The sequence below is a fragment of the Nocardia africana NBRC 100379 genome (assembly GCF_001612635.1).
Classification (GTDB): Bacteria; Actinomycetota; Actinomycetes; order Mycobacteriales; family Mycobacteriaceae; genus Nocardia; species Nocardia africana.
Window position 1 is genome coordinate 328,420 of the sequence record NZ_BDAV01000001.1, and the last position, 24,284, is coordinate 352,703.

A 24,284-nucleotide genomic window follows, 5' to 3' on the forward strand; every position below is an offset into this window, starting at 1 on the left:
TCCTGGTCGGTCGGAAACGGGCACGGTGGCGCCGGGCGATCAGACGCGCTCGTCCTTGATCGCGCGGACGACGGTGATGATCTCGGCATTGATCGCGGCGATCAGTCCCTGCCGGTCCACGCCGGCGGCGGTGCGCGGCGGGCCCTCCCGGATCACATAGCGGCCGTCGCCGGACAGGTCGCGCCAGTCCAGATGCCGGACGGTGCGACCACGCGGGCCGAAACGCGAGACGCCCTGGGCGATTTCGATGGTTCCGGACCGTTCCGGGACGATGTCGAGGAAGCGCTGCCCGGCGGCGTCGTCGGGCTCGTCGTAGCTGTCCCACAGTTGCGGGGCACCGCCCGCACTGTCGGCCGATACGTAGTGCGCTTCGGTGGCGCCGGCCGGTGATTGCGGATCGGGCGGCAGCGATATGTGCCCGGAGCCACCGGCGTCGACCGGTGGCAGGGCATCGGCGACCATATCGGCCAGCCGCAGCGGATCACACTGCACCATCGTGAATCCACCGGCGTGCAACAGCGTGCGGCCGGGCAGCTGGGTGAGCAGGTAGCCGCGGTCCTCGCGCCGGGCGGCCAGCAGCCGGACCGCTCCCTCGCCGCGATGGGGGTCGTGGCCGTCGAAGCCCGTGACCAGAACGGCGAGATCGGGCCGGGTGCAGTCGCGCACCGCGTCGAACAGGGTGTGGTCGGGCTGTGCCAGCATGCGGTCGCGCAGGCGCGTGCATTCGCGCTGGAAGTCGTCCTCCAGCGGAATATCGGTGGTGTAGACGAACGGACGCGGTGGCCCCTCGTCACCGAAATGCCGCCACATGACGACGAATTCGAGATCGGTGAAGGTCCAGCTGCGGTTCATTTCTCGACGACCGGCTTCACGACCACGGGCGCATCACCGAGCGCGTCCTCGAGATGCTCCACCGAGTCCAGATAGGCGGGCCGCTTGTGCTCCTTGCCCTGCTGGTTCTGCGCGCCCGCCCCGGCCGCGCCCGGCGAGCCGGGAGTGCCCGCCATCGGCGCGGCGCCGGCCCGGCCGATCGCGGAGTCGACGGTGTTGGCGCTCAACGCCGTGCTGAGCGTGCTCGCGCGCGGGAACAACTTGGAGGCCTGCGCCAGATCGCGATTGAGCGTGGGCAACCCCGGCACCCCGGCACCACCGCCGGGCACGCCGCCACCGCCGCCACCCGCGCCCCCTCCGGCACCGGCCAGGGCGGACAGCGGATCCGAGCCGTCCATACCCGGAATACCCAATCCCGGAATATCGCCCAGCCCGGCCTTGGCCAGCGCGTCCTGCTGCTGTTGCTGCGTCAGAGTCTGGGCAACCTGCTGAAACGCCTGCATCAGCTGCTGCGCACCCTGCTGTGCGGCCGACATCAGTTGCTGCACAGCGGACATGACCTGCTGCTGTTCCTGCTGTTGCTGTGCGACCGCCTGCTGCCGCTCCTGTTGCTTCTGCAGTTGTTCCTGTTGCTTCTGCTGTTGTTCCTGCTGCTGCTGTTGCTGGTGTTGTTCCTTCAGTTGCTGCTGCTGCGCTTCCTTCTGTTGCTTCTCGAATTCCGCGGCCTGTTTCTGCTGCTGCGCCAACGCCTCCCGCTGGTGCCGGGCGGCGGCCTCCTGCGCGGCCTTGGCCTGCGCGTCGTTGGGTGTGCCGCCCGGAGTCGTACCGCCAGGCGGGGTCGAACCCCCGGGCGGGGTGCTGCCGCCCGGCGGATTCTGGCTGCCCGGTGGATTCCGACTGCCCGGCGGGTTCTGGCTCCCGGGGGGATTCTGACTACCCGGTGGGTTCTGCCCGGTCGGGTTGTACGGATCGGCGGGAATCTGGCCGAATGCCGCTGCGGCCGCGGGCAATACCGGAACGTGCGACGAGGACTGGTTCATCCCGAAGACATAGGTTCGCCGGAAACTCTCGCGAACGGTCTGGATCCACTGCTGCTGCGTCTTCGCGTCGGCATCGTTGTTCGGCGGCATGCTGTATTGGGTCTCGTTCAACCACCCCGAGGTGTAGACCAGCAGATCACCGGTGCCCCTGATCGCGGTGGACAGCCCCGGGATGCTCTTGCCGTAGGCCTGCACCGCCGCGACCGCGGTTTCCTTACCCGGCCCACTCCACTTGTCGGCGGTCACCGAGTCGATCTTGTTGAGCAGATCCGAGTACACCTTGTTCACCTCGGTCGCCATCCACCACCAAGTACCCGCGTGGTGGGCGAGATTCTCGGCCACCTTGTTGACCCGGATGTAGTTGCCGACCTGGAACAGGTCGTACCAGCTCATGTAGTCGGGCGCTTCGGGGCTGATGGTCGAGGACTGGAACGACTGCAGCCCCGCCTTGTTGTCCATCGCATTGACGGGATTCTTCAGATCGTCGTTGGTGCCCGGCACTTTCGGCGGGTCACCCATCGGGTCCAGACCGTCGGCGTCCCACATGTAGTCCGGTTTGCCGCTGACGTTGTCCAGCAGCGCGGAGTTGAAGCCGTCCATCTTGCCGTAGGCCTTGCCGGCCGCGATGAAGGTGTCGATCATCTGGCCGAGGATCGTCTTGTGGTCCTCGAAGATCGTCTTCAGATCGGTGGCCTCGGTCCCGAACTTCTTCCCCAGTGCGGTGCCCGACGCGAGATTCGACACCGGAGAGCCGGCGGTGAGGTCGTCGGTGTAGAGCTGCAACGTCTTCAGCGCGGCGATGGTGTTCTCCGCGGCCGCCGCCACTTCCAGGGCCACGTCCGGCTCGAACTTCAACGCGTCGTTGCCCGACGTGTGGTTCTTCGTATAGTCACTCAACGCCGGCCACGGATTACCCGTAGCGACGGGCGTAGTCGGATCGGGCGCCATCGGTCGTGCTCCTCGAATTCGGCAGCGGCGGAAGCTGCGTGTTCACCCCGTCGGCGATACCGGCCGCAGGTCGTCCCCCGCCCGCGCCGATACGCCGAATAGCAAGTCCCACATCATCTTTCGAACATCCTGCGACGCGCGAGCAACACCGGTGGCAACGGCGGTTGAACGCGGGGTGAAACACCGGCGGCGAGTGTCACCCGGCCCGCAACGCGCCGCGCCGCTCCCGGAACCGCTGTTCGAAACCTTCGACATACAGCGACGGCGCGACCGAAGACGAGGATTGTTCCAGCACACCGTCGTCGGCGACGTAGAACACGGCCCGGCCGATCGCCACGTCGTCGGGTTCGGCGGGCACATACACCATCCAGCCCACCGAGAGCCGGTCGGCGTGCAGTCGATCCAGCGGATATCCGCCGGTGTCGATCCCGGCCTCGCCGATATGACCACGCACCCGGTCGAGCGCCTCGGGCCGAGGCAGCGGCGCCGGGCCCGTCGGCGTCGCACCGGCCAGGGTGAGCTGGTTGAATGCGCCGTCGACATCGAAGCCGCCGTCGTCACCGAAGACGGCGACCAGCGTTTCACGGGTGACCACATTCGCCTCGGCCGCGGCGACCAGAGTGTCCACCGCCGAGTGCACGTCGTCGTCGCCGTCGATCAGGCCGCGGATCACCTGCGCCACGGTGGCCGAGGTCCACACGCCCGGTAGCGCGTCGCTGAGATGATCGGCCGAGGGTGACTCACCGCGATACCACCGCCCGTCCTCCCACCAGTAGCAGAACGACAGCAACCCGTCGCCGAAGCGCGGGTTCAGCACCGAATTCGATACCCATTCCGGTGCGCCGGCATACAGCCGCGGCAGCGGGGCACCGCCGTTGTAGGCGGCATCGAGCGCCGGCGCCTCCCACACCCCACCGGAGAGCACGGCACGGCCACCCGGCAGCAGATACAGCGTGCTGCCGCCGCGCCGCGCGCCCTCGAACCAGCCCAGCGAGGGCAATACGCGCGGACCCCACTGCGATCCGGCGGCGACGAAGGCGGCCGCCATCACCGCCCACCGGCTCCACAGCGTGGGTAGATCGGGAAAGTCGTCGTCCGACACCACAGGAACCACCCCCTCGGCTCGATCGGCGCGCGCCTGCCGGGCCGCGACGGCCGGTGGGCGGGACTGCCGGTCACCGTGCCCGATGTAGGCGCCCAGCCAGACCGGCACCCGATCGCGCGGATATGCCTGCAGATCGGCCAGATACGCCTCCGGCGCCAGCAGCTGATCGTCGGGGAACGGTTCGTCGCCGTAGTCGTAGTCGACCTGCAGATGTCCCTCCCGGTCCAACCGGACGAACAGGCGCCACCACGGGCCGCTGTCGAAGGCGGCGGACAGGTCGCGGTGCTCACGCACCAACTCCAGGACCGACTCGGGCGGATCGGCGCGCAGCACGCGGTCCTGATCGTCGGTGAAGACGACCTCACCACCGCCGACCACCACCGTCAGGGCGAAGACGGCGGTCAGCTCGTGCCACCCCTCGGGCGCGACCGCCGCCAATTCGCGCGCGATCCGGTGCGCCAGTTCCCTGGCACGAGCCTCCGGATCCACTGCCGTCGCGAGGGATTCGGGGACCCCGCCGCCCAGGGTGAAGCCGACGTCCGGCTCGTCCTCGGCGGCGTTGTCGTGCGAAGGCCGGTCGGCGCGTGCGGTGTCCGTAGTGGCGGCCGGGTCGGATTCCGGCTGCGGGACCGGGTCGTGGTCGTCGGGGCGGGTCACGTCGCGGTGTTCTCCTCGTTCGCGTCCACCGTCCGGCGCGGCCGGGTGCGGACATCCTCATCGGTGCGATGGTCGGTAACAGTGTGCGGTGCTGCGCTTTTCACCACACACCCCGGACTTCGGCGAAGATCTGCGTACGGCGGGCCGGATTGTCGAGCACATCGCGGATCCACAAACCGAGGTCGAGTTCCGGTTTGCGCTGGCGATACCGCACGGTGCACACCGTCAGTCCCGCCCGGGTCACGGTGAACTCGGTATGCCGGCGGCCCGCCCGCTGCCAGTGCACGACGACCGCCAGATCGTCGGCATCGATCAACCGGCCGGCCACGCGCAGGAAGAGCCGATCGTCGGTGCGGAAGAAGACGAACTCCACACCGTCCAGATCGCCGTACACCCCGCTGAACGGGCCCATCGGCTCGGCCGCCTCGTGCAGCGAACCGGTGAGCGGATCGACCTCCGCACATCGGTGACCGCTGAACTCCTGCACCAGGATGCGAGGCCGTGCGGGAGCCGGTAAACCATTCGGATGCGCGGGGTGGCGCGGAGTGGAGGTGGAGGCCGGGGGCCCGCCGTTCGGCATCGGTGGGGCGAACGGCGGGAAGCCGTTCTGCGGGAGGTTGTCCTGCGGTTGGATGGCCGGAACTTGTTGTGCCCCGAAGTGTCCCGCCTGGCCTGCAGCGGGATCGCCGAGGGAGAACGGGCGATCGACCGAGAAACGACGATCGTGGTCGTGTCCGATCACGGATCGCGGGTCGTACCCGGTGCCGTCACTGTTTCCGTGCTCGGATACCGGGTCGTATCCCATGCCGTCACTGTTCCCGGTGCCGTGCCGATCGGCGCCGCCATGCCCCTGGCCGACGGGATTCAGAGGGGTCGCCGCAGGTGAATGGCCGGCAGGCGCATTCGAGCCGAGGTCTTGGTGCGGCGGAACCTGTTGCGGGAAAGCCGATTCGGCAGGCTGTTGCGCCGCGCCCACCGGCGCACCGAACGGGTTGGGAGCGGTTCCGGCGGCTTTCACGCCCTGGTCGCTCCCCGCGCGCGACAGGGACTGTCGCGGATTCTCGTCGCCGAGCCGGTCCCCCGAATCCGAAAGCCACGGCGGCACGGGGATATTCGAGTGAGCGTGCGGCACCGGACTCGGAATTCGCGGCGCATCCGGATTCGAGGAGCCCTGGACGGCATCGGGCCCGCGGTCGTGTCCCTCGGGCCGGACGTGCGAACCGTCGTAACCACTGCCGGGCAGCCCGTAGCCAGCCCGTCCACCGTGGCCGTGGTGCCGCGGATCACGATGGTCGCCCTTGTCACCCACACGATCCGGGTCATGGCGGTCGTGCCACGGACTGCCATCGCCAGGGCCGGGACGCTCGACGTGGTCGTGATCCTCGTGACGCCCGCCGTCATGGCCGGGGCCATGGTGCTGCGGACCACCGTGATCGTGGCCCTGGTGACGGTGACCGTGATGGCCATGCCCGTGATGGTCGTGGTCGTGATGGCCATGCCCGCGACCGTCGTGGTCGTGATGGCCGTGACCGTGATGATCATGGCCGTGGTCGCCGTGACCGTGCCCGTTGTGGTCGCCGTGGTGGTCGTTGTCGGCGTGATCATGCCCGTGGCCGTGCCCACTGGGATCACCATGGTGATCGTGGTCGTGACCGTGAGGGTCGTGATGGCCACCGCCGGGGTTGTGATGGCCTACGCCGGGTTGGGCCGGGCCGGGTTCCCGCGGCGGCTGATGAGGTGGCGTCGGCTGATGCGGCGGGGGCTGATGCGGCGGCTGGGTGGGGATCGGCGCGGGCGGGAGGTTGACGTCGATGCGCTTCGGTGTGTAATCCGGCCAGTCGAATTCGGCGTTGTGCGGGACGTGCGGGACCGGCGTGATGTACGGCTTGCGCGGATCGCGAGCACGCGGGGTCGGGCCGCCCGGGCGATCGGGAGCACCGCCGTCCGGGGGTTGCTGCCCCGCCGGCCGACCGGTACCCGCGCGACTACCGCTGTCTCCGGACTCCGAGTCCGGTCCGTCTCCGTCCGAGCCGGACCCACGCCGACCGCCCCCGCGCGTTTGTGTGTTCCGCGGTTCCTCCGCCCGCTCCTCTTCGGGATCTCCCTTCCCTTCGGATTCCCCGGCATCGGCGTCGCGGGACGAGTTTCGATTCGTATTCGCGCCTCCGCCTTCGCCTTCCGATGGATCGCCGGTGCGCACCGGCACCACCGGACGCTCGCCGGCGACAGCGAGGTTCGGCGTATCAGCTTGGCTGCGCGCATTTTTCGCGGCGCCGGCCTGCTCGGCCCTTGCTTCTCCGGGCGGAGAATCGGCGGCGGGTGCCTGCTGGTTGCGGGCCTCTCGCTGCGGGGCGGTGCCGGGCTCCTCTGGCGTGGGTGGATTGGGGACGGGATTCGGATCCGCCACGCGCGGTGTGGCTTCCGAGTCCGGACGCGGGGGCCGGGTCGGCGCTTCCAAGGGGGCGACGTGGGCGCGGCCCTGGGAATCCACGGTCAGGCGGATGTAGCGGATCTCGACGTCGGGGTGGGTCAGAGCCTGTGCCAGTTCCGGGTGGGCGTCGGCGGCGGCATCGAGTTCGGCACGGTGCGGAGAACCACCGGAACCGTCGGAGCGTAGGCCGACCACGATCACGGTCGGATGGTCGCCCTCGATGATTCCGACGCGGTTCGTCACCGGCCGCGCTCCCTGCGCCGCGAGGAAATCGGGTCCGGCCGCATCGGTGATCCGCTCGGTGAGGGCGAAGACCCGGGCACGCACCTCCTCGTAGGCTCGTGCCGCGCGTTCCCGTTCGCTGCCGGTGGCGGCGTCCCGTTCGGCGCGTAACCGGGCCAGTTCGTCGCTGAGGCGCGCCCGTTCGGTCGCCAGACGCTCGACTTCCGGCCGGCTCGAAGACAATTCGTGTGGTCGCATCGGCCCCGACTGCCGCAGCGGGCCGTCACCGGATGCCCGTGTCTCGTCCGCGCGCGGTGCCACCGCACCACCGGAATCCGAACCGGGGCGATCCGGGCGATCCGGTTTCGCACCGCTCGCGCCCGTATCCCCCTCGTCCGATTCACCGGTGCCACGCCCGTCCGCACCGGACTCGTCCGGGCTACGCCCATTCACGCCGCGCTCGTCGGCGCCGGGAGCGTCCGTGCCTCTCTCGCCCGCACCGTCGCCGAGAGCGGGCCGGGTGCGATTCGGCTCATCGGGACCGGCGCCGAGGTCGTCCAGGCGGCGGGTGAGATCGCCGCGCAGCCGGCGCAGGGTGTCGGGCAGTTGCTTCGACTCCACGGCGGCTTCGGGTTCGCCGAGGCGTTCCGCCCAGACGAAGCGCTCGCCCGGGTCGGCGTCGGCGAGCTGCTCCACGCGGCCCGCACGCAGCAGCAGATCCAGCAGCGGGTCGCGCGCACCGGGGGCGGGCAGGGCGCGCAGCGGTCCCGCCTCTCGCGCCGCCAATTCCTTCAAGGCCTCGACCGGGTTGCGGGGCAATCCCGGGAAGCGTTGCCGCGCACCGGCTTCGGCGAGGATCTCGGCGGCGCGGCGTTCGCGCGGCGAGAGCCACGAGGGGTCGGGTGCGGGCGCATCGACCGCATACGGAATCCGCGACATCCGCAGTGTCTTGTCGCCGTCGTGCTCGGGCGCATCGGGCGGCAATTCGTCCGGATGGACGGGCACCCCGTCACGGATTACGAGATGTCCGCTCAGGCGGCGCCGGTTGGTGTCCCAGTCGTAGCCGTACCGGGCCGCTTCCAGGTCGGCGTCGTGCCAGGTGGCGTCGTCGTGGTCGGCGAGGTATCTGGCTTCGACATAGGCGTCGTCGAGCAGCAGCAGATCTTCGTTGTACGGCGTGGTCCGGCCGTCGCCGTCGCCCTCGCCGGTGAGCCGCAGCCAGGCGTCGGCCACATGGGGAAGCCGGTCGTAGGTCTTCTTGACCATCCGGCCGGTCGGGTCGGCGTGGTCGCGCACCCACATCTCGTTGCGCATGAGGTGGTCCTTGACCAGCTGGATGCGCTCGGTCAGCTCCGCGCGGGTGAGCGGAGTGCCGTCCGGATGCCGCGCCAGGTTCAGCGCCTCCAGCCGGGCGCCGCCGGGATCGGCGGGGTCCAGCAGCGGGTCGCGGGCCCGGGTCAGCAGGTCGACGATCCGGTGCACATCGGCATTGCCGGCATCGTCGGCGAATTCGCCGATCACGCGATCCGCCCAGCGCTGCACCGCATTCCAGCGCGCGACATCACGGTTCTGGCGCGGCGTGGACCACTCCACGCGGTCACGCGGCGGCACGTGATCGGCGGCGGACCACGGTCGATGCGGCGGTTGCAGATCGATCCGCGGCCCGGCGCGCCAGCCCTTCCAACCGCGGAACGAGCGCACGATCGGAATTTTGCGCAGCACCGGATGATCCGGATCGAAGGCGCCGTCGGGCAGCCAGGTGGTGTGCCCGCGCACCCACTCCCCGATCTCCGGGCGGCGCTGCAGCGGCCCCAGCACCCACGGATGCTTGCGCGCCATGTCGTAGAGCTGCACCCACCGCTTCCCGATGGTGTACAGCGCGCCGTCGAGCGGCATGCCGTGATGGGCTTCCTCGTCCCAGCCCGGCGGCGGCTCCGGCTTCGGCCCCGGTCCCTGATGCCACCATAGTTCGGCGCGACCGGCTTCGCTCAGCGTCAGGATCTGCTCGTAGCTCAGCTCCGGCCAGTGATCGGTCAGGAGCCGAAGTACCAACGGCTCCACCATGTTCTGGAACGGTTCGGCGCCGAGTGTGCCGCTGAACCCGTCCGGCATCTTCTCCTCACGCTGCCGGTACGGGATGTGCGAGTTGTCGGTACCGCCGAACGCCGCCCACCCCTTGGGCGGCAGCCGCCAGCCGTCGACCTCCTTCTGCCAGTATTTGTCCAGTTTCGTGCCGCGTGGCAGTTCCGGCTGGTAGGCGCGGAAACCGCGGGCCTGGCCCTCCCTGGTGTCGTGCCACCGTCCGTCCGCACCGCGCCAGCGCACCATCGTGTCGCCCGCGAACGGCAGCGCGTCTTCACCCAGGCGGCCGTGCGCGGGCAGGCCCGTGCGCTCGATCTCCACCGGCGCCATGGTCTCGATGCGCGCGCGAATCTGACCGGCGCCGTCACGATCACCGCCGGCCAGCTCGCCGGTGACCGCCAGCCGATCGACGGTGGTGGCCGGATCCTTCAGCAGCGGAGCCAGTTCGGGATGCCGTGCCAGCGCGTCCAGCAGCGGCGCGTCGAACCGATCGTCGGCCGGTCGTCGTGGCCCGGCCGGATCGTCGGCGTGGACCGGCACGTCCGGATGGTCGAATGCGGCCCGACCGGCGACGACGATGAAGCGGGCCGGGCGGCCGCCGGTTCCGTCCTCGTCGGGTGCGCGACCGTGGTCCACCCACACGTTCTCGCTGATCCGCCGCAATGCCGGCGTCTCGTCGGTGCCCACCGCGGCCCGCCAGTGATCGGCGACGGCATCGGGCCACGCACCCGTGAGAGCGACCCGCTCGTCGTTGAAGCGGTCGATCTCGTGTTCGGCGTGCTCCACCGCTTCCTCGGCATCGGCGAGCCGGCGCAGGTTCTCGGGAGTGCGCTGCGCGGGATCGTCGAGGAGCCGGGACAGCTCATCCCTGATGCGCCGCAACGGTTTCGCACGCTGGACGGCGGCCCGGTGCTCGTCGGCGACCCGGCCCAGTTCGTCGCGGACCGCTTCGGCCTGCGACGCGTCGTGCCGGGCGCCCTGTTGTTCCAGATCGTGGATCTCGCGGTCGATGGCGTCGAGCCGGTCCTCGAAATGGAACAGCCGGTCCAGCGCCTCGGCCAGTTTGTCGACGTGGTCGGTCTGTTCCCGCTCCTGCTCCGGGTTGAGCTGCTCGTGCCGCGCGACGTCGGGACTGTCCGGGCCCGCGCTGTCGCTGACGTAACGCCCGGTGTCCCCGCGCAACTGACGCAAGGTTTCCGACCAGCGGTTGCGGCTCAGATCCACATCGCCGAACGGGTCGGCACGATGGTCGACCTTGCTGCGCCAGAACTCGAGATCGGCTGCCACATGGGCACGTTCGAGCACCTTGGCGTCGAGTGCGGCCTGCGGGTCGGCCACCGGCTCGGGCCGGTCGCCCGCCGGCTGGGGCCCGTCTTCCGCCCGCGGCTCGGCAGAATCCGGTGAACGCGGCACGGTCCCGGCACGACGCGGCTGCTCGAGTTCGGCCGGACGGTGCGCGGGTGTGTCGAGTCCGGCCGGCGGCCGGTGCATGTCGCTGAGCCGGACGTGCCCGTCGGCGTCCACGCGCACCTGCTGGAACACGAATTCGCCGTCGTCACCGAGCAGGGCGCGGCGGACAGCGGGATCCAGCACATGATCCGGATTCGCTCCCGGCGCCACCACCACGAGCCGGTCCGGTGTGCCGTCACGGCCCGGAACCAGCCGCGCCACTTCCCGTTTCGGATTCGCCGGATCCACGGGGCGCCCGTCGGCGTCCAGCGGCAGGCCGTCGTAACCGGCCAGGACGTCGCGGGCGGCGAGTAGCGCGGCATCGGCCGCCACGCGGTCACGCGCGGCCACCAACGTCTGATCGTGCACCCGCAACAGCCCCAGCAGGGCCTTACCGAGCGATTCGGTCTCCTCGGCCCGCGCTTCCTCCGCGCGGCGGTCCTCGAAGAACTTCCGCAGATCGGCCCGGGGGATGTCCGCGCGATTCCACAGTTCGTCGGCCCGGGCCCGACGCTGCGCGATCAGATCGCGCACCGCACCGGCCAGCTCGCGCGGCCGCATCCGCCAGGCGTCGTCGATACCCAGATGTTCGGCGAGCTGGACGATCTTGGCGAAGTTCTTGTCCACCTGATCGTTTCGGCGACCCAGCTCCGCGCCGAGATCGCGCAGCTGCCGGCGGAGCGCCCGGGTACCCGGCTCGTGGTCGTGCTCGTCACCGCCGGGGATCCAGTCACCGGGCCGACGCGCCGTTTCCGGCCGCGCCGCAACGGGTTCCGTCGATGCCGGATGGTGCTCGCTCACCCAGATCCGGCCGTTGTGATCCAGCTCGAGCCGGTAGTAGACGGCGTCGAACCCCTCGGCCGCATGCCGCACGCGATCTCGCGCCGGCAACCGGAGCTCCGGATCGTGGCTCGCGCCGACTCCGACCCACCGGCCGCGCTCGCCGGGGGCGCCGTCCACCCGTATGTGGTTGGGGGCGTCGAACCGGAAGCGCCGGTAGGAGACTCCGGAGATCCGCGGGCCGCGATCGTCGAAACCGGCTCGCAGCTGCAGCATTTCGCGTTCGGCGGCATGCTGGGCGGCGGCCCTGCGGGCGGATTCGTTCGCCGCCGCCGTGCGATACCGGTCCACCGATTCGACGGTCGCGCGCCGCTGCCGCTCGGAGATGGTGTCGCGATGGTCGTTCACCGCGTCCCGGACCGCGCGTTGCAGGTCGGATCGCGACAGTCCCTCCGGATCGACGCCGAATTCGCGGGCGAGCCGCTCCAGCCGATGGGGATCGACGGTGCGGCGATCGCCGAGTTCGATGGACAGTTCGGCACGCCGCTGGGCCGGCGGTGCCAACCTGTCGCGGATCGCGTCGGCGACCTGATGGTCGGACGGCAGCGGCACGCCCAGGCGCGCGGCGCGCCGGTCGACCTCCAGCCGGGGTGCGCCGCGGTCGAGATCGCCGAGCAGATCACGCAATTCGCCTCGCGCCGCGGGGGTGGTGCCGGCAGCATCGGCCGTGCGAGCGATCGTCTCGCGCAGAATCTCGCGCCGTATCTCGTCCGGCCGCAGACCGAGATCGTGAGCGCGCGCGGTCATGCGTGTCCAGGCGCGAACGCGCGTGGTGCCGGCATCCGCCAGCTCCCGCAGCGCCTTGCGCAAGGCACGCGTCACCGGACGATGCTCCCGCTGCGGGCCGTCCTGATGCCACGCCTCGCGCGCGGGCCGTTCGCCACCGGGCGGCTCGGGCGGCTCGGGCTGAGGCGGGACGGGCAGGGTGCTCGAATCCTGTTGTCCTGGTGCGTTTTCGGACCCATCGTCACCTTGCGGCCGGACGCTGTCGTCCGATCCTCCACTCGTCGGAGGTTTACCACCGGCGCCACCATCGGTCCCACCACCGGCCGCATCGGGTGCGGGCCGCGCGCCGGGTTCCGGCTCGGCCTGCGGAGCGGGTTCTGCGGACTTCGCGGCGGGATCCGGCGGGCTCTGGGGATTCGCGGCCCGAAGCTGCCGTTCCTCGATCCGGGCGGCTTGGTAGTCCCGGGCGGCGCGCATCATCTCGCGGCGCAGGCCGTACAGCTCGTTCAGCCGCTGCTGGGCGCGGTCGCGGGCTGCCGCCCACTGGTCCGGACGCAGATCGTTCCGGGCGATGGTGGCCTGATGTTCGGCCGACTCGTCCTCGATCCGGCGCAGGATCGCGGCCTCCAGCTCACGCGCGTTGCCGCGGTCGGGAAGGCCGAGTTCTCGTGCGATCCGGCGCAATTCGCCGTGTGCGGCGTCCTGCTTCGCGAGCGCGGCGTCGATCGGGTCGGGTTGGGCGCCTTCGACTCTCGACGCCCGCTGTTCCGCACCTTCGGGCTGCCGTTCCGATTCGGGTGGCTCGGTCGCGGCCGGGTCCTGCTTCGCCACCTCGGCACCCGGCTGCGGCTCGTCGACTCCGTTCTCCGGCTCCCGGGCCTTATCCGCAGATGCCGCTGCGGCGTCGTTCGGCTTCCCGGCCCCCGGTGCGTCCTCCTGCTTCGGGACAGCGGCGACCGGCGCGCTGTCGCGATTCGACTCGGCGTCCGGCGGGCTCTCCTGGCGCGATTCCCGGATATCCGGCGCGCCACTCTGTTTCGGCGCTCCGGCCTCGGGTGCGGCATGCTCGGCGTTTCGCGCGGGCGGGTCGAGCAGCGTTTCGCCGGATTCGTCGCCGGCGTGGATATGCGGACGGTCGATATCGATGCCGCGTGCGCGGAAGCGGTCCAGCACCTCGGCACGGAAGTCCTCGAATGTCCCCGTCCGGTGGGCATCGAGGGCTTCGCGGATGAGAATGCTTCGCAGCGATCCGAAACTGTGGTTGCGCCGCAGCTCGCCCGGCGGATCCGCGCCGATGCCCACACCCGGCAGCACCTGCCGCGTCATCGCCGGAACATCCCAGCCGATGACATCCGGGTGTGCGGCCTGGAATTCGCGCAGCCAGTCGACCACCCGGCGCGCCGCAGCGCGATCCTGGACGTAGATCACCAATCCGTCGGCCCGGGGTTCCAACGGGCCGCCGATCTTGGCGACCGGGACACCGGGGAAGTTCTCCGGATCGTCGATGATCTCGTGCACGATCCGACGCATCAGTTCCGGCGCCGCATCGTTGTTGGCGTCGACGTACACGCGGAAGTTGTGCTCGCCGTCGGAACCCACACGCCGGTAGTGAACGAACCCGACCTGATCGGGCGCCGGCTCGGTGTCACCGGCCATCAGGAAGCCGCGAGCCTGATTGACGGCCACCCGGCCGACGCCCTCACGTTCCGAGAGAATCCTGAGCAGCCCGCGCACGAATCCCTGCGGATTCTCGACCGTCACGTCGCCGGCACGCTCGGCGTATCGGCTGTAGACGTCGAGGTAGTTGTCGATCTCGGCGCGGTCGTCCCAGATCTCGCGCAGGAACGACTCCAGATTTTCCCGTGACAGCGCGGGCGGCTCGGTCCCGTTGTGCAGATGGGTCAGTTCCCGGATCGCCAGCAGATCGTCGAACGACGTGCCCTCACGCAACTGCTCGTGGAGTTCGGTCAACGTGCGGGGACGATCGAATACCTCAGGGAAGTCCGCCACCGCACGGTCCACCGCATCCCGCAATTCCGGAGGAACGTCCGGGTGCGTCTTCGGTTCGGACGCAGGGGTTTCCGGTTTCACGCCCGCGTCGTCGCTGGTGTTCGGCGCGGGCTCACCGGCCTCGGGCCCGCGGTGGTCCCCGGCGATCTCCCACAACCAGTCGGCGTGCTGGGCGGCTTGCCGGGCCTCCCATTCCGCTTGGTCGGCGCGCATCCGGGCGGCCCAGGACCGGGGACCTTCGGGACCGTCCGGATCGCGGACGGCCATCTCGTCGGCGAGTTCGCGCATGCGGACGGCATGCCGGGCCGCCATGCGCGCGTCCCAGCTCGCGTTCTCCGCGCGCATCCGCATGCCCCATTCGGTAGGGGATTCGACGCGCGGAGGTGCGGAATCGGCTGGGGCTGCACCGTTGTCGCTCCGGTGCGGCCCGGCACCGTCGGAGTCCCCACCTTCGGGCTCCGGCGGTTGCGCACCCTCCCCCGGTGAGCTGGGCGGCTTCGACGGCGGTCCCTGCGGCGGGGCGGCGGCCGCGCTACCGTCGCCCTCGTCGCCTTCGGACAACTCCACATCGCGTTCCACGGCGGCGCGCAGTTCGGCGTCCAGATCCGCGACTCGCACGTCGTTGTCGTGGAATCTGCGCGTCGCCTCGAACAGCGCCTCGTGCCGGCGCGAGAACTCCTCGAACCGCCTCCGGAAGTCGGCGAGATTCTCGCCCCGGACGGTGCGCGACCCCAGTTCGCCGAACAGATCGTGCAGGGCCGAGCCGTTTTTCAGGTCGTCGGACAGCAACTGCTCCGGCGTGACGCGGAGTTCGTGGGCATGGTCCTCGATATAGCCGCGGGCCCGTTCACGCTCGGTCCAGGCCGCCGCCCATTCCCGGCTGAGCCGATCGATGGTCGCCTGCCGGTTCTCCGGCAGATCGGCGACCGCCTGGTGGTAGCGATCGTTCAGTTCCGCCAGCGCCTTCAGATCGGCGGCCCGCTGCCGCACCTCCTCACGCAGTTCGCGATGCACCTGCTCGCGCTGTGCCGGGGTGAGCCGCTCGTGCTTTTCGATCTTGCCGTCCCGATAGGCCTCGTAGGCCCGCACATACTGCTCCGGGGTGGCATCGGTGAGGTCGTGGCCGAGCAGCCGGGCCCAATCGCGATTCGGCCGCGATCCGGAGGCGACCGGCTGGTCCGGGTCGGGCGTGCCGAACAGCCGCTGCCCGTCACCGATGATCTCCCGCAGCTGGATCAGCGCCTCCGGATCGTGCATCGGCACGTCACCGTCGAACACCCGCGGATCGGTCGCGGGATCGAAACGCAGACCGTTCGTGAACGGGTCCGTGTCCGCGAGGGTACGGACGAAGTCGGTGAGCGCCGCACGGGTGCCGGGGTCGCGGAGCCGACCGCGGATCAGCGAGGTCAGCTCGCCGGGATCGATGCCTTGCGGATTGGGCTGATACTCGAGTTCCTTCGAGTACTTCTTCGGGAATACGTCCTCGGGTTCGCCGCCCAGCGCGCGCACGAGGGTGTCGCGGGCCTCCACCAGATGCGCCGGATCCTCGCCACGCCCTTTGAGATAGCTCGCCAGCTTGTCGTAGTACTTGACCAGCTGCTCGACCTGCTGTTTGCGCAGCGCGTTACGCGTGCCGCGATCGGCGATGGACTCGGCGACCCGCTCCGGCGTCGCGTGTTGCGCATCGTCGATGCCGGCGGTCTGCGCGAGCCGGTCGCGCGCATTGGCCAGGTCGTGGAAGGACTCGATGGCGTCGCTGCTGCGCGCGTGGTCCAGCAGCGCCTCGATCTGGAGCGCGCGCAGGTCGTTGGCGCGCAGCTCGTGTTCGATGAGTTCGGGGGTGATCTGTTCCGGATCCAAACCGAGCTCGCGCGCGAGATCATCACGCACGGAAAGGATGTGCTCCGCCGTGCGGGCGTGCGGCGCGACCGGGGTGGGCGCGGCGGACGGCTGGGTGACGTGCCAGGTGCCGTCGGCGTCGCGGACCAGCAGTCCGTCCAGATGCCGGCCCTCGACGTCCACCGAGATCGCCCGGCCCTCGATATCGCCGACGTGGCGGACGTGCGCCTGGTTGTTCGCGTCGACGACGACGGTCCACTTCTCCGCCCGCACCTCGCCGTTGTCGAGGCGGGCGGCGAGCCCCGGATAGCGGTCGAGCGCCCCGGCGAGCGTCTGTTCGTGATCGCCGTGCACATCCAGGACCACCAACCGGCCCGGCTCACCCGGCCGCTCCGGCGGCAGCTCGCGAATATCGCCGGCGGGGAATCGGGCCCGGAACCGCGCCACCTGGTCTGCGAAATCGCGGATTTCCCCGGCGCGTTCGTGCACACCGTCGCGCAGGTCGTTCAACGCGCGGTCGAGTTGATCCGGTTCGAGCCGGGACAGTTCGGCGGCGAGCAGATCCGCCCAGGTCGCCCGCTCGTCGCGAATCTGGTCGCGCCGCAGCGCATTCTCGAAGTAGGTGCGCAGGCCCTGGTCACGGCCCGACTCCTCCTCCGGGTCGTATTCGATGCGCTCGTCGGGGTTTTCGACGTTCAGCACATCGAAGTCGCGGCCGGACTCTGCGCCGTTGTTCACGCCGCGCCAGTTCAGCAGGCCGGGATCGTCGCCCTGGGCGATGACCACTTCCTTGAGGAACCGGCCGAGCGGATTGTGGTCCGTGATCGACTGCGGCCGGTACGGGATATCGGCGTGTTCGGCGTTGTAGCGATGCGCCGCGTCGCGCAGGGCCTCGATGACGGCGGCCCGGCGCAGATTCTGGTATTCGGCGGTATCGAGTGCGCGACGCAGCGTCTCCGGGCTGATATCGGTCAGGTCGATGCCCAGGCGATCGGCAGCGGCGCGCAACTCGTCGGCCGGATTGCCCTGCGGCCCTTCACCTTCATGCGCTGCGGAAGCGCCGGGCAGGTCCCGAGGCTGTGAGTCGTCGACCAGATGACCGAGACCGATATCGCGCAGATACTTGTGCATCGCCGCGACCTCGGCGGGATCCGCGTCCTCGTTCCAGTACGCGTACTCCCGCCCGTCGCGAGTGCGCATCGGAATATGGTCGCCCGCTTGCAGATCCATGCGCGCGGTGAGGTGGTTCAGCAGCGGCGCGTGCTCACGGTTGATCCAGAGCGTGAACGACTCCTTCAGCAACCGTGCGTAATTGATGCTGATGTCGTGGTCGCCGAGGGTCTCGAGCGCGTGGATGTCGAACAGATGCCCGAAATCCTCGGTCATCTCGGTCTGGTACTTGCCGTCCTGACCGCTGCCCGACGGATATTTCGGATAGTGCCCCTCGTATCCGCCGGTGAACCGCTGCCACAGCGAACGCAGCCGCCCCGGCTTCGCCGGTTCGACCTCACCGCCGGGCGCGTGCTCACCTTCGCCGACCGGCTCGACGGATTCGACCCGCCACCGGCCGCTGCCATCGGCGACCAGCCGCAACCGGACCTGTTCACCGTCGACGGCCACGACGACCTCGCTCCGCCGCGGCGGCTCGCCCGGGGATGCGCCGGGTGTCGGCGTCTCACCGGGTGGACGACCGGCACCACCGGCGCCCTCGGGCAACTCCGGACTGTCCACGTGCGGAGCGGCGTCGAATCCGTCGGGGTGGCGGAAAACGACTGTGACACCGGTGTTCTCGCCCAGCCTGCCCTCGAGTCCGGAGTCACCCGGAAGTTCCGGATCGCCGAAGGTGACCTCGGTGTAGCCCAAGTCCTCGGCCAGGGTGCCGGTGAAGGTCCGGCGCGCGGCCTCCTCCGGTGTGAGCCCCTCCTGCACTCCCGCGTTGAAACTGTCCAGATTGTCGGTCAGCGCCCCGCCGTCGAACCATTCGGCCTGGATCGCCTTGACGCGGTCGCCGATCTCGTTCATCAAATCCCGGAACATCTCCCGTCCGGACGGCGTATCAGGGCCGACGCGCACCTCGACGTGCAGCACTCCGTGCTCGGTCACCCATCCCTTGATGCCGTAGCTGGAGTCGCCGCCGTAATGGTTGGCATAGCTCGCCTCGGCCCCTTCGCGCGGTTCGGGCGGACCGGCCGGTGGGCGAGGCTGCTGCCCGGTGGTCGTATCCTCGCGGCCCGGATGCGCGGAATCCCATGCCTCGCCGTAACCGTGCGCGTAGCTCGCGCCGCCGTCGGGCGCATGATCGCCCATTGCCGGGCGAATGGCGTCGACGCCGGCCCGGTTCGCGATCCGGTCCAGTTCGGCGGCCCGCGCCGCCGCATCGCCCGGCAGGTCGTCGCGCGCGGCCGCCCGCTCGCGCGCGGCGGTGAACGCGTCGCGGTAGATCCGCTCCAGTGGGCTCGTCGCGATGTCGTGGCCCGCCTCGCGCAGCTGCGCGAGTGCGTGGTATTCCATTGCGTGCGCGTCGGTTTCCTCGTCCAGCATGTGCGAGACGTAGTCCTCGCGCGACATCCGATCGCGGTCGAGCACACCGTCTGCGGTACTGCGCTCGTGCGCCCGCTCGACGTGGATGGCGGCGTGGACCAGCGCGGCCATCTGCTCGCCGTCGGTGCCGCCGATATCGAGGGTGAGCCGGTTGCGGGCGGGTTCGTACCGATGACCGCCACCGGAGTCGTGTTCGATGGTCACGCCGTGGGCGCGCAGCGTGTCGACCGCCCAGGCGCCCACCGGCACCTCCGCCAGTGTGCGCTCCAGCTCGGCGACGATCGCCTCGGAGGCTTGGCCCGCGAGGTTCTGAGGCTCGACGGGTTCGGCGGGTTCGTCCCGGGCCGGCCCCGGCTGGTCGACTCGCTCGTAGCGGATCTCGCCGTTGTGGCGGGTGTCCACGGCCAGATATTCGGGCTCGACACCCGGGCGGGCCAGTCGTTCCGCGATCTCGGGCGGCGCCGCTCGCATGACGCGCTCGTGGTCGCCGGGTGCCGCCGCGACCATGATCTGCTCCGGCTCACCGGGAATCACCGCGAAGTGATCGCCGAGCACTTCGGCGCCCGGGGCGTCGGCGATCATGTCGCCGAGCAGGCGGCGCGCGACGTCCGTGGCGGCGGCCGACCGCAGCCGGTCGACCTCGGCCAGCGCATTGTGATGCCGATCGACGAGGTCCGACATCCGCCGCAGATCGTGTGCCAGCCGCTGCAACTCGGCTCGGCGCTCGGGCGGGAGCCCGTCGCGCCCCAGCTCGCGCCCGACAATGCGCAGCTGATCGGAGATCACGTGCTGCAGCATGTCTCGGCGCATCGTCGGGTCGTAGGGGATGCGGTCGGCCACCCGGTCGGCGACGTGAGCCAGCTCCTGCGCGTGCTCGTTCAGTCGGACGGTGGCGATATGCCGCTCGAGGGCTGCCGAGCGGATGCGATCGCGGGCCACGGGATCGTCGGGCACGTAACGGATGCTCTGATCGGCCGGAGTCCGGGCGCCGTCGTGGGCGCGATCCCAGATGTCACGGTAGTAGTCGGCGTAGGTTCTGCCGCTGTCGTTGGGCGGGACGTGCTCGAGGAAATTGCGCAGATGGTCGACCGCCACCTCGTGCGCGATCTCGTGCGCTCCGGGCCCTTCGAGCCCGCGCAGCGCTCGCTCGTAGGCATGGCGGTAGGCGACCTCGGCCGGGTGTTCGGCGATGTCGTAACCGAGTTCGCGCAATTCCGCCGCCAGCTGGAACCGGCGTCCGGAGGCCATCGCCTCCTCGTGCACCATCTCGCGCACGTAGTCGTCGCGCGACAGCTCCAAGGGCCGATCGGCGGGAGATTCACCGTTGAGATAGCGCTCGGCGTGCACACTCTCGTGCGCGAGGGTGAGTGCCTGAGCGATCTGGCCGCGTCCCTCGGCGTACAGGACGGCGGTGATGTCGCGGCGCCGGAACGACCCGTATCTGCCGTCCCCGTGCGATCCCTGATCGATGTGCTCGCGATAGCGGCGATCGGTGAGTTCGCCGAGAATCCTTCTGCCGGTGGGTGTTCGGAGCAGCAGTTCGTGCACCCGGCCGACGTTGTCGTCGAGCGCTTGCCGAATCCGCACCGCAGTCGGATCCTGTTGCCGTACAAGGGTTTCCCGGTGCTCCCGGGTGAGCGCGTGGATCGGCCGCCCACGGTGGTCGAACAGGATCATGTGGGTGTCGTGCAAGTCGTGGGGCACGCTCGCCGGATGGTCGGTCACCACCCCCGTACTCGGATCGCGCACCACGATCCGCCCGCCGCCCTCGTGGACCATGACGTAGGCGTGCGCACCGACGACTCGTCGGCCGGGCCCGGCGTGATAGCCGTCGACCACCAGCGCCGACGCCCCCTTGCGCATCCGCGCCAGCCGCCGGGCGATCGCGTCGTGGTCGCTGACCTGCACCATCCGGCCACCGGCGTCCGCCTGGACCTCCGCGGCGGTCATCCCTTCCGGCCCGACCGCCCGCTCGGGCAACCGAATCGTCTTGCTGCCGGTGAGATCGCGAATCAGCTTCAGCGCCAACTCCGCACAGCGGCCGCGGGTCGACTCCGGGCGCGGAGTAGCCGGTTTCGCCGCTTCCGGCGCACCGGCGTGGTCGGTCTGCTCGCTCCGCCCGGAACGCACCGGCTGGTGGTCGCCGACCGGCGCCGGCATGGGCGGGGCGCCCGGCACCGACTGGTCTTCGGACCGGTCACCGTTCGCCTCGTCGCGGTGGGTGCCGTCGTCGGACTCGTCGCCGACCGGTTTGCGCACCGTCCCGTCGTGGTTGGTGTCGGCCGCGGGGCGCCGTCGCGGGCCGCCGTGTTCGGCGTTCGATGTGTCCTGAGCGCCATCATGTTCGGGTCGGAACTCGTCCGAATGCGACGGGTCTCGAGCCGGATCGCCGGTGTCGTCGCGCGCGGTCCCCGCTGCCGCGTCGTCGGCCGCGTCGCGCCGCACACCGGGCTCGTCCGGGCGGTTCGATACGCCCGAATCGGCGTCGCGTGGTCCGACCGTATCGGCGTCGCGTGGTCCGACCGCATCGGCATCTCGGGGCACCGACGAGTCGGTGTCCCGAGAGGTGACGAACTCGTCGGTGCCCGGTGCAACCCTCTCGGAATCGCGCACGGGAGTGCGGTCGTCTTGCGGGAGAACACCGTCCGAATCACGGGAACCGACATGCTCGGCATCCCTCGGGCCGGAATGTTCGGCTCCCCGAGCCTCGGCGCCGTCGGGATCGCGCGGGGTTGATGTCTCGGTGTCACGCCGCTCAGGGTCCGGTTGGACCGTCTCATCCCGATCGCGCGGTGTCGACGTATCGGCATCGCGCTGCTCGGGTTCCCGCAGCGCAGGCTCGGACGAATCGCGCAGATCTCGGCCGTCTCCGCGCGCGGAATCGGCCGACTGCTCGGACGAATCATCGGAGCGGACGGGCCGATCGGCCTGCGGGGCATCGGATTCGCTGGAGTCCGATGCGTCGGCACGACGGGTCCCCGGCTCGTCGTTCGCGGTCGCCTCGTCGCGGGTTCCGGCGTCGCCATCCGTCGTCGCGTCGTCACGAGTCCCAGCCGCGTCACGAGTCCCGGCCGCGTCACGAGTTCCGGCCGCGTCACGAGCTCCGATCTCATCACGCGTTCCGGCCTCGTCGTGAGTACCGATCTCGTCGCGCGTTCCCGCCTCATCAGGTGTCCCGGCCACTTCCGGATCGCGCAGCGGCGTGGAGACGCGTTCGGGTGAGCGTATCTCGCCGCGGGCCCCGGCTCGGTCCGGGCGTTGCGCGGCGGGTTGATCGGATTTGGATGGCGTGCGGGCGGTTTCGGGACGGTCGTTCGCGCCGCGCGACGGTTCGGAACCACGCGTCTGGTCCGTGCGTGGTCCAGCGCCGGCGCGGTCTCGCGGCTGGGTGGAGTCGCCCCGGTCTCGCGGCTGGGCGGTGTCGCCCCGGTCTCGCGGCTGGGCGGTATCCGCGCGATCCGGTTTGGCGGTGACCCGCTCGCCCTCGCCGGCGCCGATCCGGCTCGCGGCGCGCGGGCCCTCGGAGTCGCCGACCTTGGCCTGTACGCGCGGATCGGCGGCGGGGCGGGCAGCGGACGCGTCGGCGGCACCGGCGCGTCCCTGCGGCCGGGCGTCGGTGGCGGAACCGCGGGCGGGATCGGAGGCGGCACGTCCGTCGGTGCCCGCTCTGGCGTCGGGAGTGCGCGCCTCACCGGTCCGGGGCGCCTCGGCACCGCCGGACGCGGATCCGCGAGCGTCGATCGGCGATGCGCCGGATGCGGTGGTGGAACCCGTCGATGCGCCGGCTGTCGCGCTCGAACCTGTCGACGCTCCGGGTGCGGATGCGCTCGAACCCGACGCCGCGCTCGAACCCGACGACGCGCTCGAACCCGACGACGCGCTCGGACTCGACGACGCGCTCGGGCCGGAAGAGGCGGCCGGACCCGACGCGGCGGCGGAACTCGCCGACTCGGCCGGTCCGGACGAAGCGGAAGGACCGGCCACCGCGCCGGGTTCGCGCGTGGCAGAGGTGGCGCCCGACGCATGGGAGGCGGATTCCGAACCGGATGTCGTTGCCGGAGTAGTGGTTTCGTGCGGTCCGCCGCTCGACGACGCCGTGGTGTCCGTGGTCGTGGAATCGTGAGCGCCGCCGGCCACCTCGTTGCGGGCCGCCGGAGTCGGGGACGAGTCGGATATCGAACCGCTGGACGACGCGGATTCGGACGGCGAACTGGACCCCGAACGCTCCGCCGGTGTCGACAGGCCGCTCCCGGCGGTCTCCGAACGATCCTGTGGCGCAGTCTGTTCCGTCGTACCACCGGCATCGGATGCCGGCCGTTCGTGGGCGCCCGCGGTGGTCGCCGGCGCGCCCGCGTGGCTGACGTGCCCGTTGGTCACCGGCCCGCCGCGCACGGGCCCGGAAGATCCCCGCTCGCCGCCCGCATCGGTAGTCGAATCACCGTGCGGCGCAATGCCGTTCGTCGGGTCGATATGCACATTCGGCACGGTGCCGTCGTGGGTGGAGCCGTGCAGATCACCGATATTGCCCAGATCGGCGCGCGGCGCGTTCAGCTTCCAGAACGGCGAGTTCTCGAAATGGCTGTGCGCGAAATTGTGATTCAGCGCCGACGCCCCGCCCGTGACGGCACCGGCGCTGAACATACGCCAATCGACGTGGGTGTTCTTCAGGTTCTTCAGCGCGGTGTCCAGATCGCCGTGCGCCAGGTCGGAGGCGAACTGCCAGCCGACCGAGCCGCCGAAGGCCGCTACCGAGTTGACCAGGCCCGACCCGGCACCGATCCCGGCGCGGGTCAGATTGACGCCCCACTTCGAGGTGACGTCGCCGGCCTCGTTGCGGAAGGCGTTGCCGAACTTCTTGCCCATCGCCTCACCGAAGGCGCCACCGGCGGCGCCACCGACACCCGCGGCGAATGTGGTGACCTCGAGCTGCTGCCAGTCGATGCTCTTGCGGTGCCCCTCCCACACCTGCCACTGCTGCACCGCGAAATCCTGGATCGCGCCGAGGGCCGCGTTCAGCAGCACATGCCGGAACATGAAGCGCACCAACGCGTTTTCGGCCAGCCGGCCCGCCCACCCGGCCATCGCGTCGAGCACCCGGCGCATCATCATCCGCACCGCGACGCGGGTCGCGACGATGATGCCGGCTTCCTCCGCGGGAGCCGTCGGCGGGAAGATCCACACCGCGGCGATGTCGGCGGCGGTGATCACCAGCGTCGAATAGAACATCAGCTTGGTGTATTCGATCTGCGTACCGCCGCCGTAGACCGAATCCCCGACCTGATCGAAGTACCCTGCCAGCGCCTCCAGCGAATCCTTGCCGTGGCGCATGCTGTCGAACGTGTCGATCATCTGCTGCTGACCGTCGCCGGAGGGGTACGCGGCCAGCGTCGCGGACTTGGCGTCGTCCATCAGGCTCAGGATTTCGCGCAGTTCGCCGGCGGCGGTGTGCCAGTCGCCGGCCAGCGCCCACATATCGTCTTCGTTGCCGTGCGGCCACTCCATCCCGATGGCCGCACCCAGCCACTCGAGCCAGCTGGGAAACTCGATCATGCGCCGTTACCCC

General features: G+C 70.3%; 4 protein-coding genes. All 4 read right to left on the reverse strand.

Translation table 11 applies throughout. The annotated features are described in order from the left end of the window. Positions 1-39: 39 nt before the first annotated feature. A complete protein-coding gene (locus tag NA3_RS01570; protein WP_062961766.1) occupies positions 40-852 on the reverse strand; it encodes an ESX secretion-associated protein EspG in 813 nt (270 codons plus the stop codon). After that, positions 849-2,819 (reverse strand): hypothetical protein, encoded by a 1,971-nt coding sequence (locus NA3_RS36600; protein ID WP_157126520.1) that lies wholly within the window; start codon positions 2,817-2,819, stop codon positions 849-851. The genes NA3_RS01570 and NA3_RS36600 overlap by 4 nt, the downstream gene beginning before the upstream one ends. A 196-nt stretch (positions 2,820-3,015) precedes the next feature. Continuing rightward, entirely contained in the window at positions 3,016-4,581 is a 1,566-nt protein-coding gene (locus tag NA3_RS01580; RefSeq protein WP_227995379.1) for a hypothetical protein, read from the reverse strand. 100 nt (positions 4,582-4,681) lie between these two features. Continuing rightward, complete coding sequence (locus tag NA3_RS01585; protein ID WP_062961768.1) at positions 4,682-24,271, reverse strand: WXG100-like domain-containing protein; 19,590 nt, start codon at positions 24,269-24,271, stop codon at positions 4,682-4,684. Between the last annotated feature and the right edge of the window lie 13 nt (positions 24,272-24,284).

What these genes read in the sequence shown, in the direction of transcription:
- NA3_RS01570 (WP_062961766.1), bottom strand. Translation starts at nt 852, where the DNA reads ATGAACCGCAGCTGGACCTTCACCGATCTCGAATTCGTCGTCATGTGG.
- NA3_RS36600 (WP_157126520.1), bottom strand. Translation starts at nt 2,819, where the DNA reads ATGGCGCCCGATCCGACTACGCCCGTCGCTACGGGTAATCCGTGGCCG.
- NA3_RS01585 (WP_062961768.1), bottom strand. Translation starts at nt 24,271, where the DNA reads ATGATCGAGTTTCCCAGCTGGCTCGAGTGGCTGGGTGCGGCCATCGGG.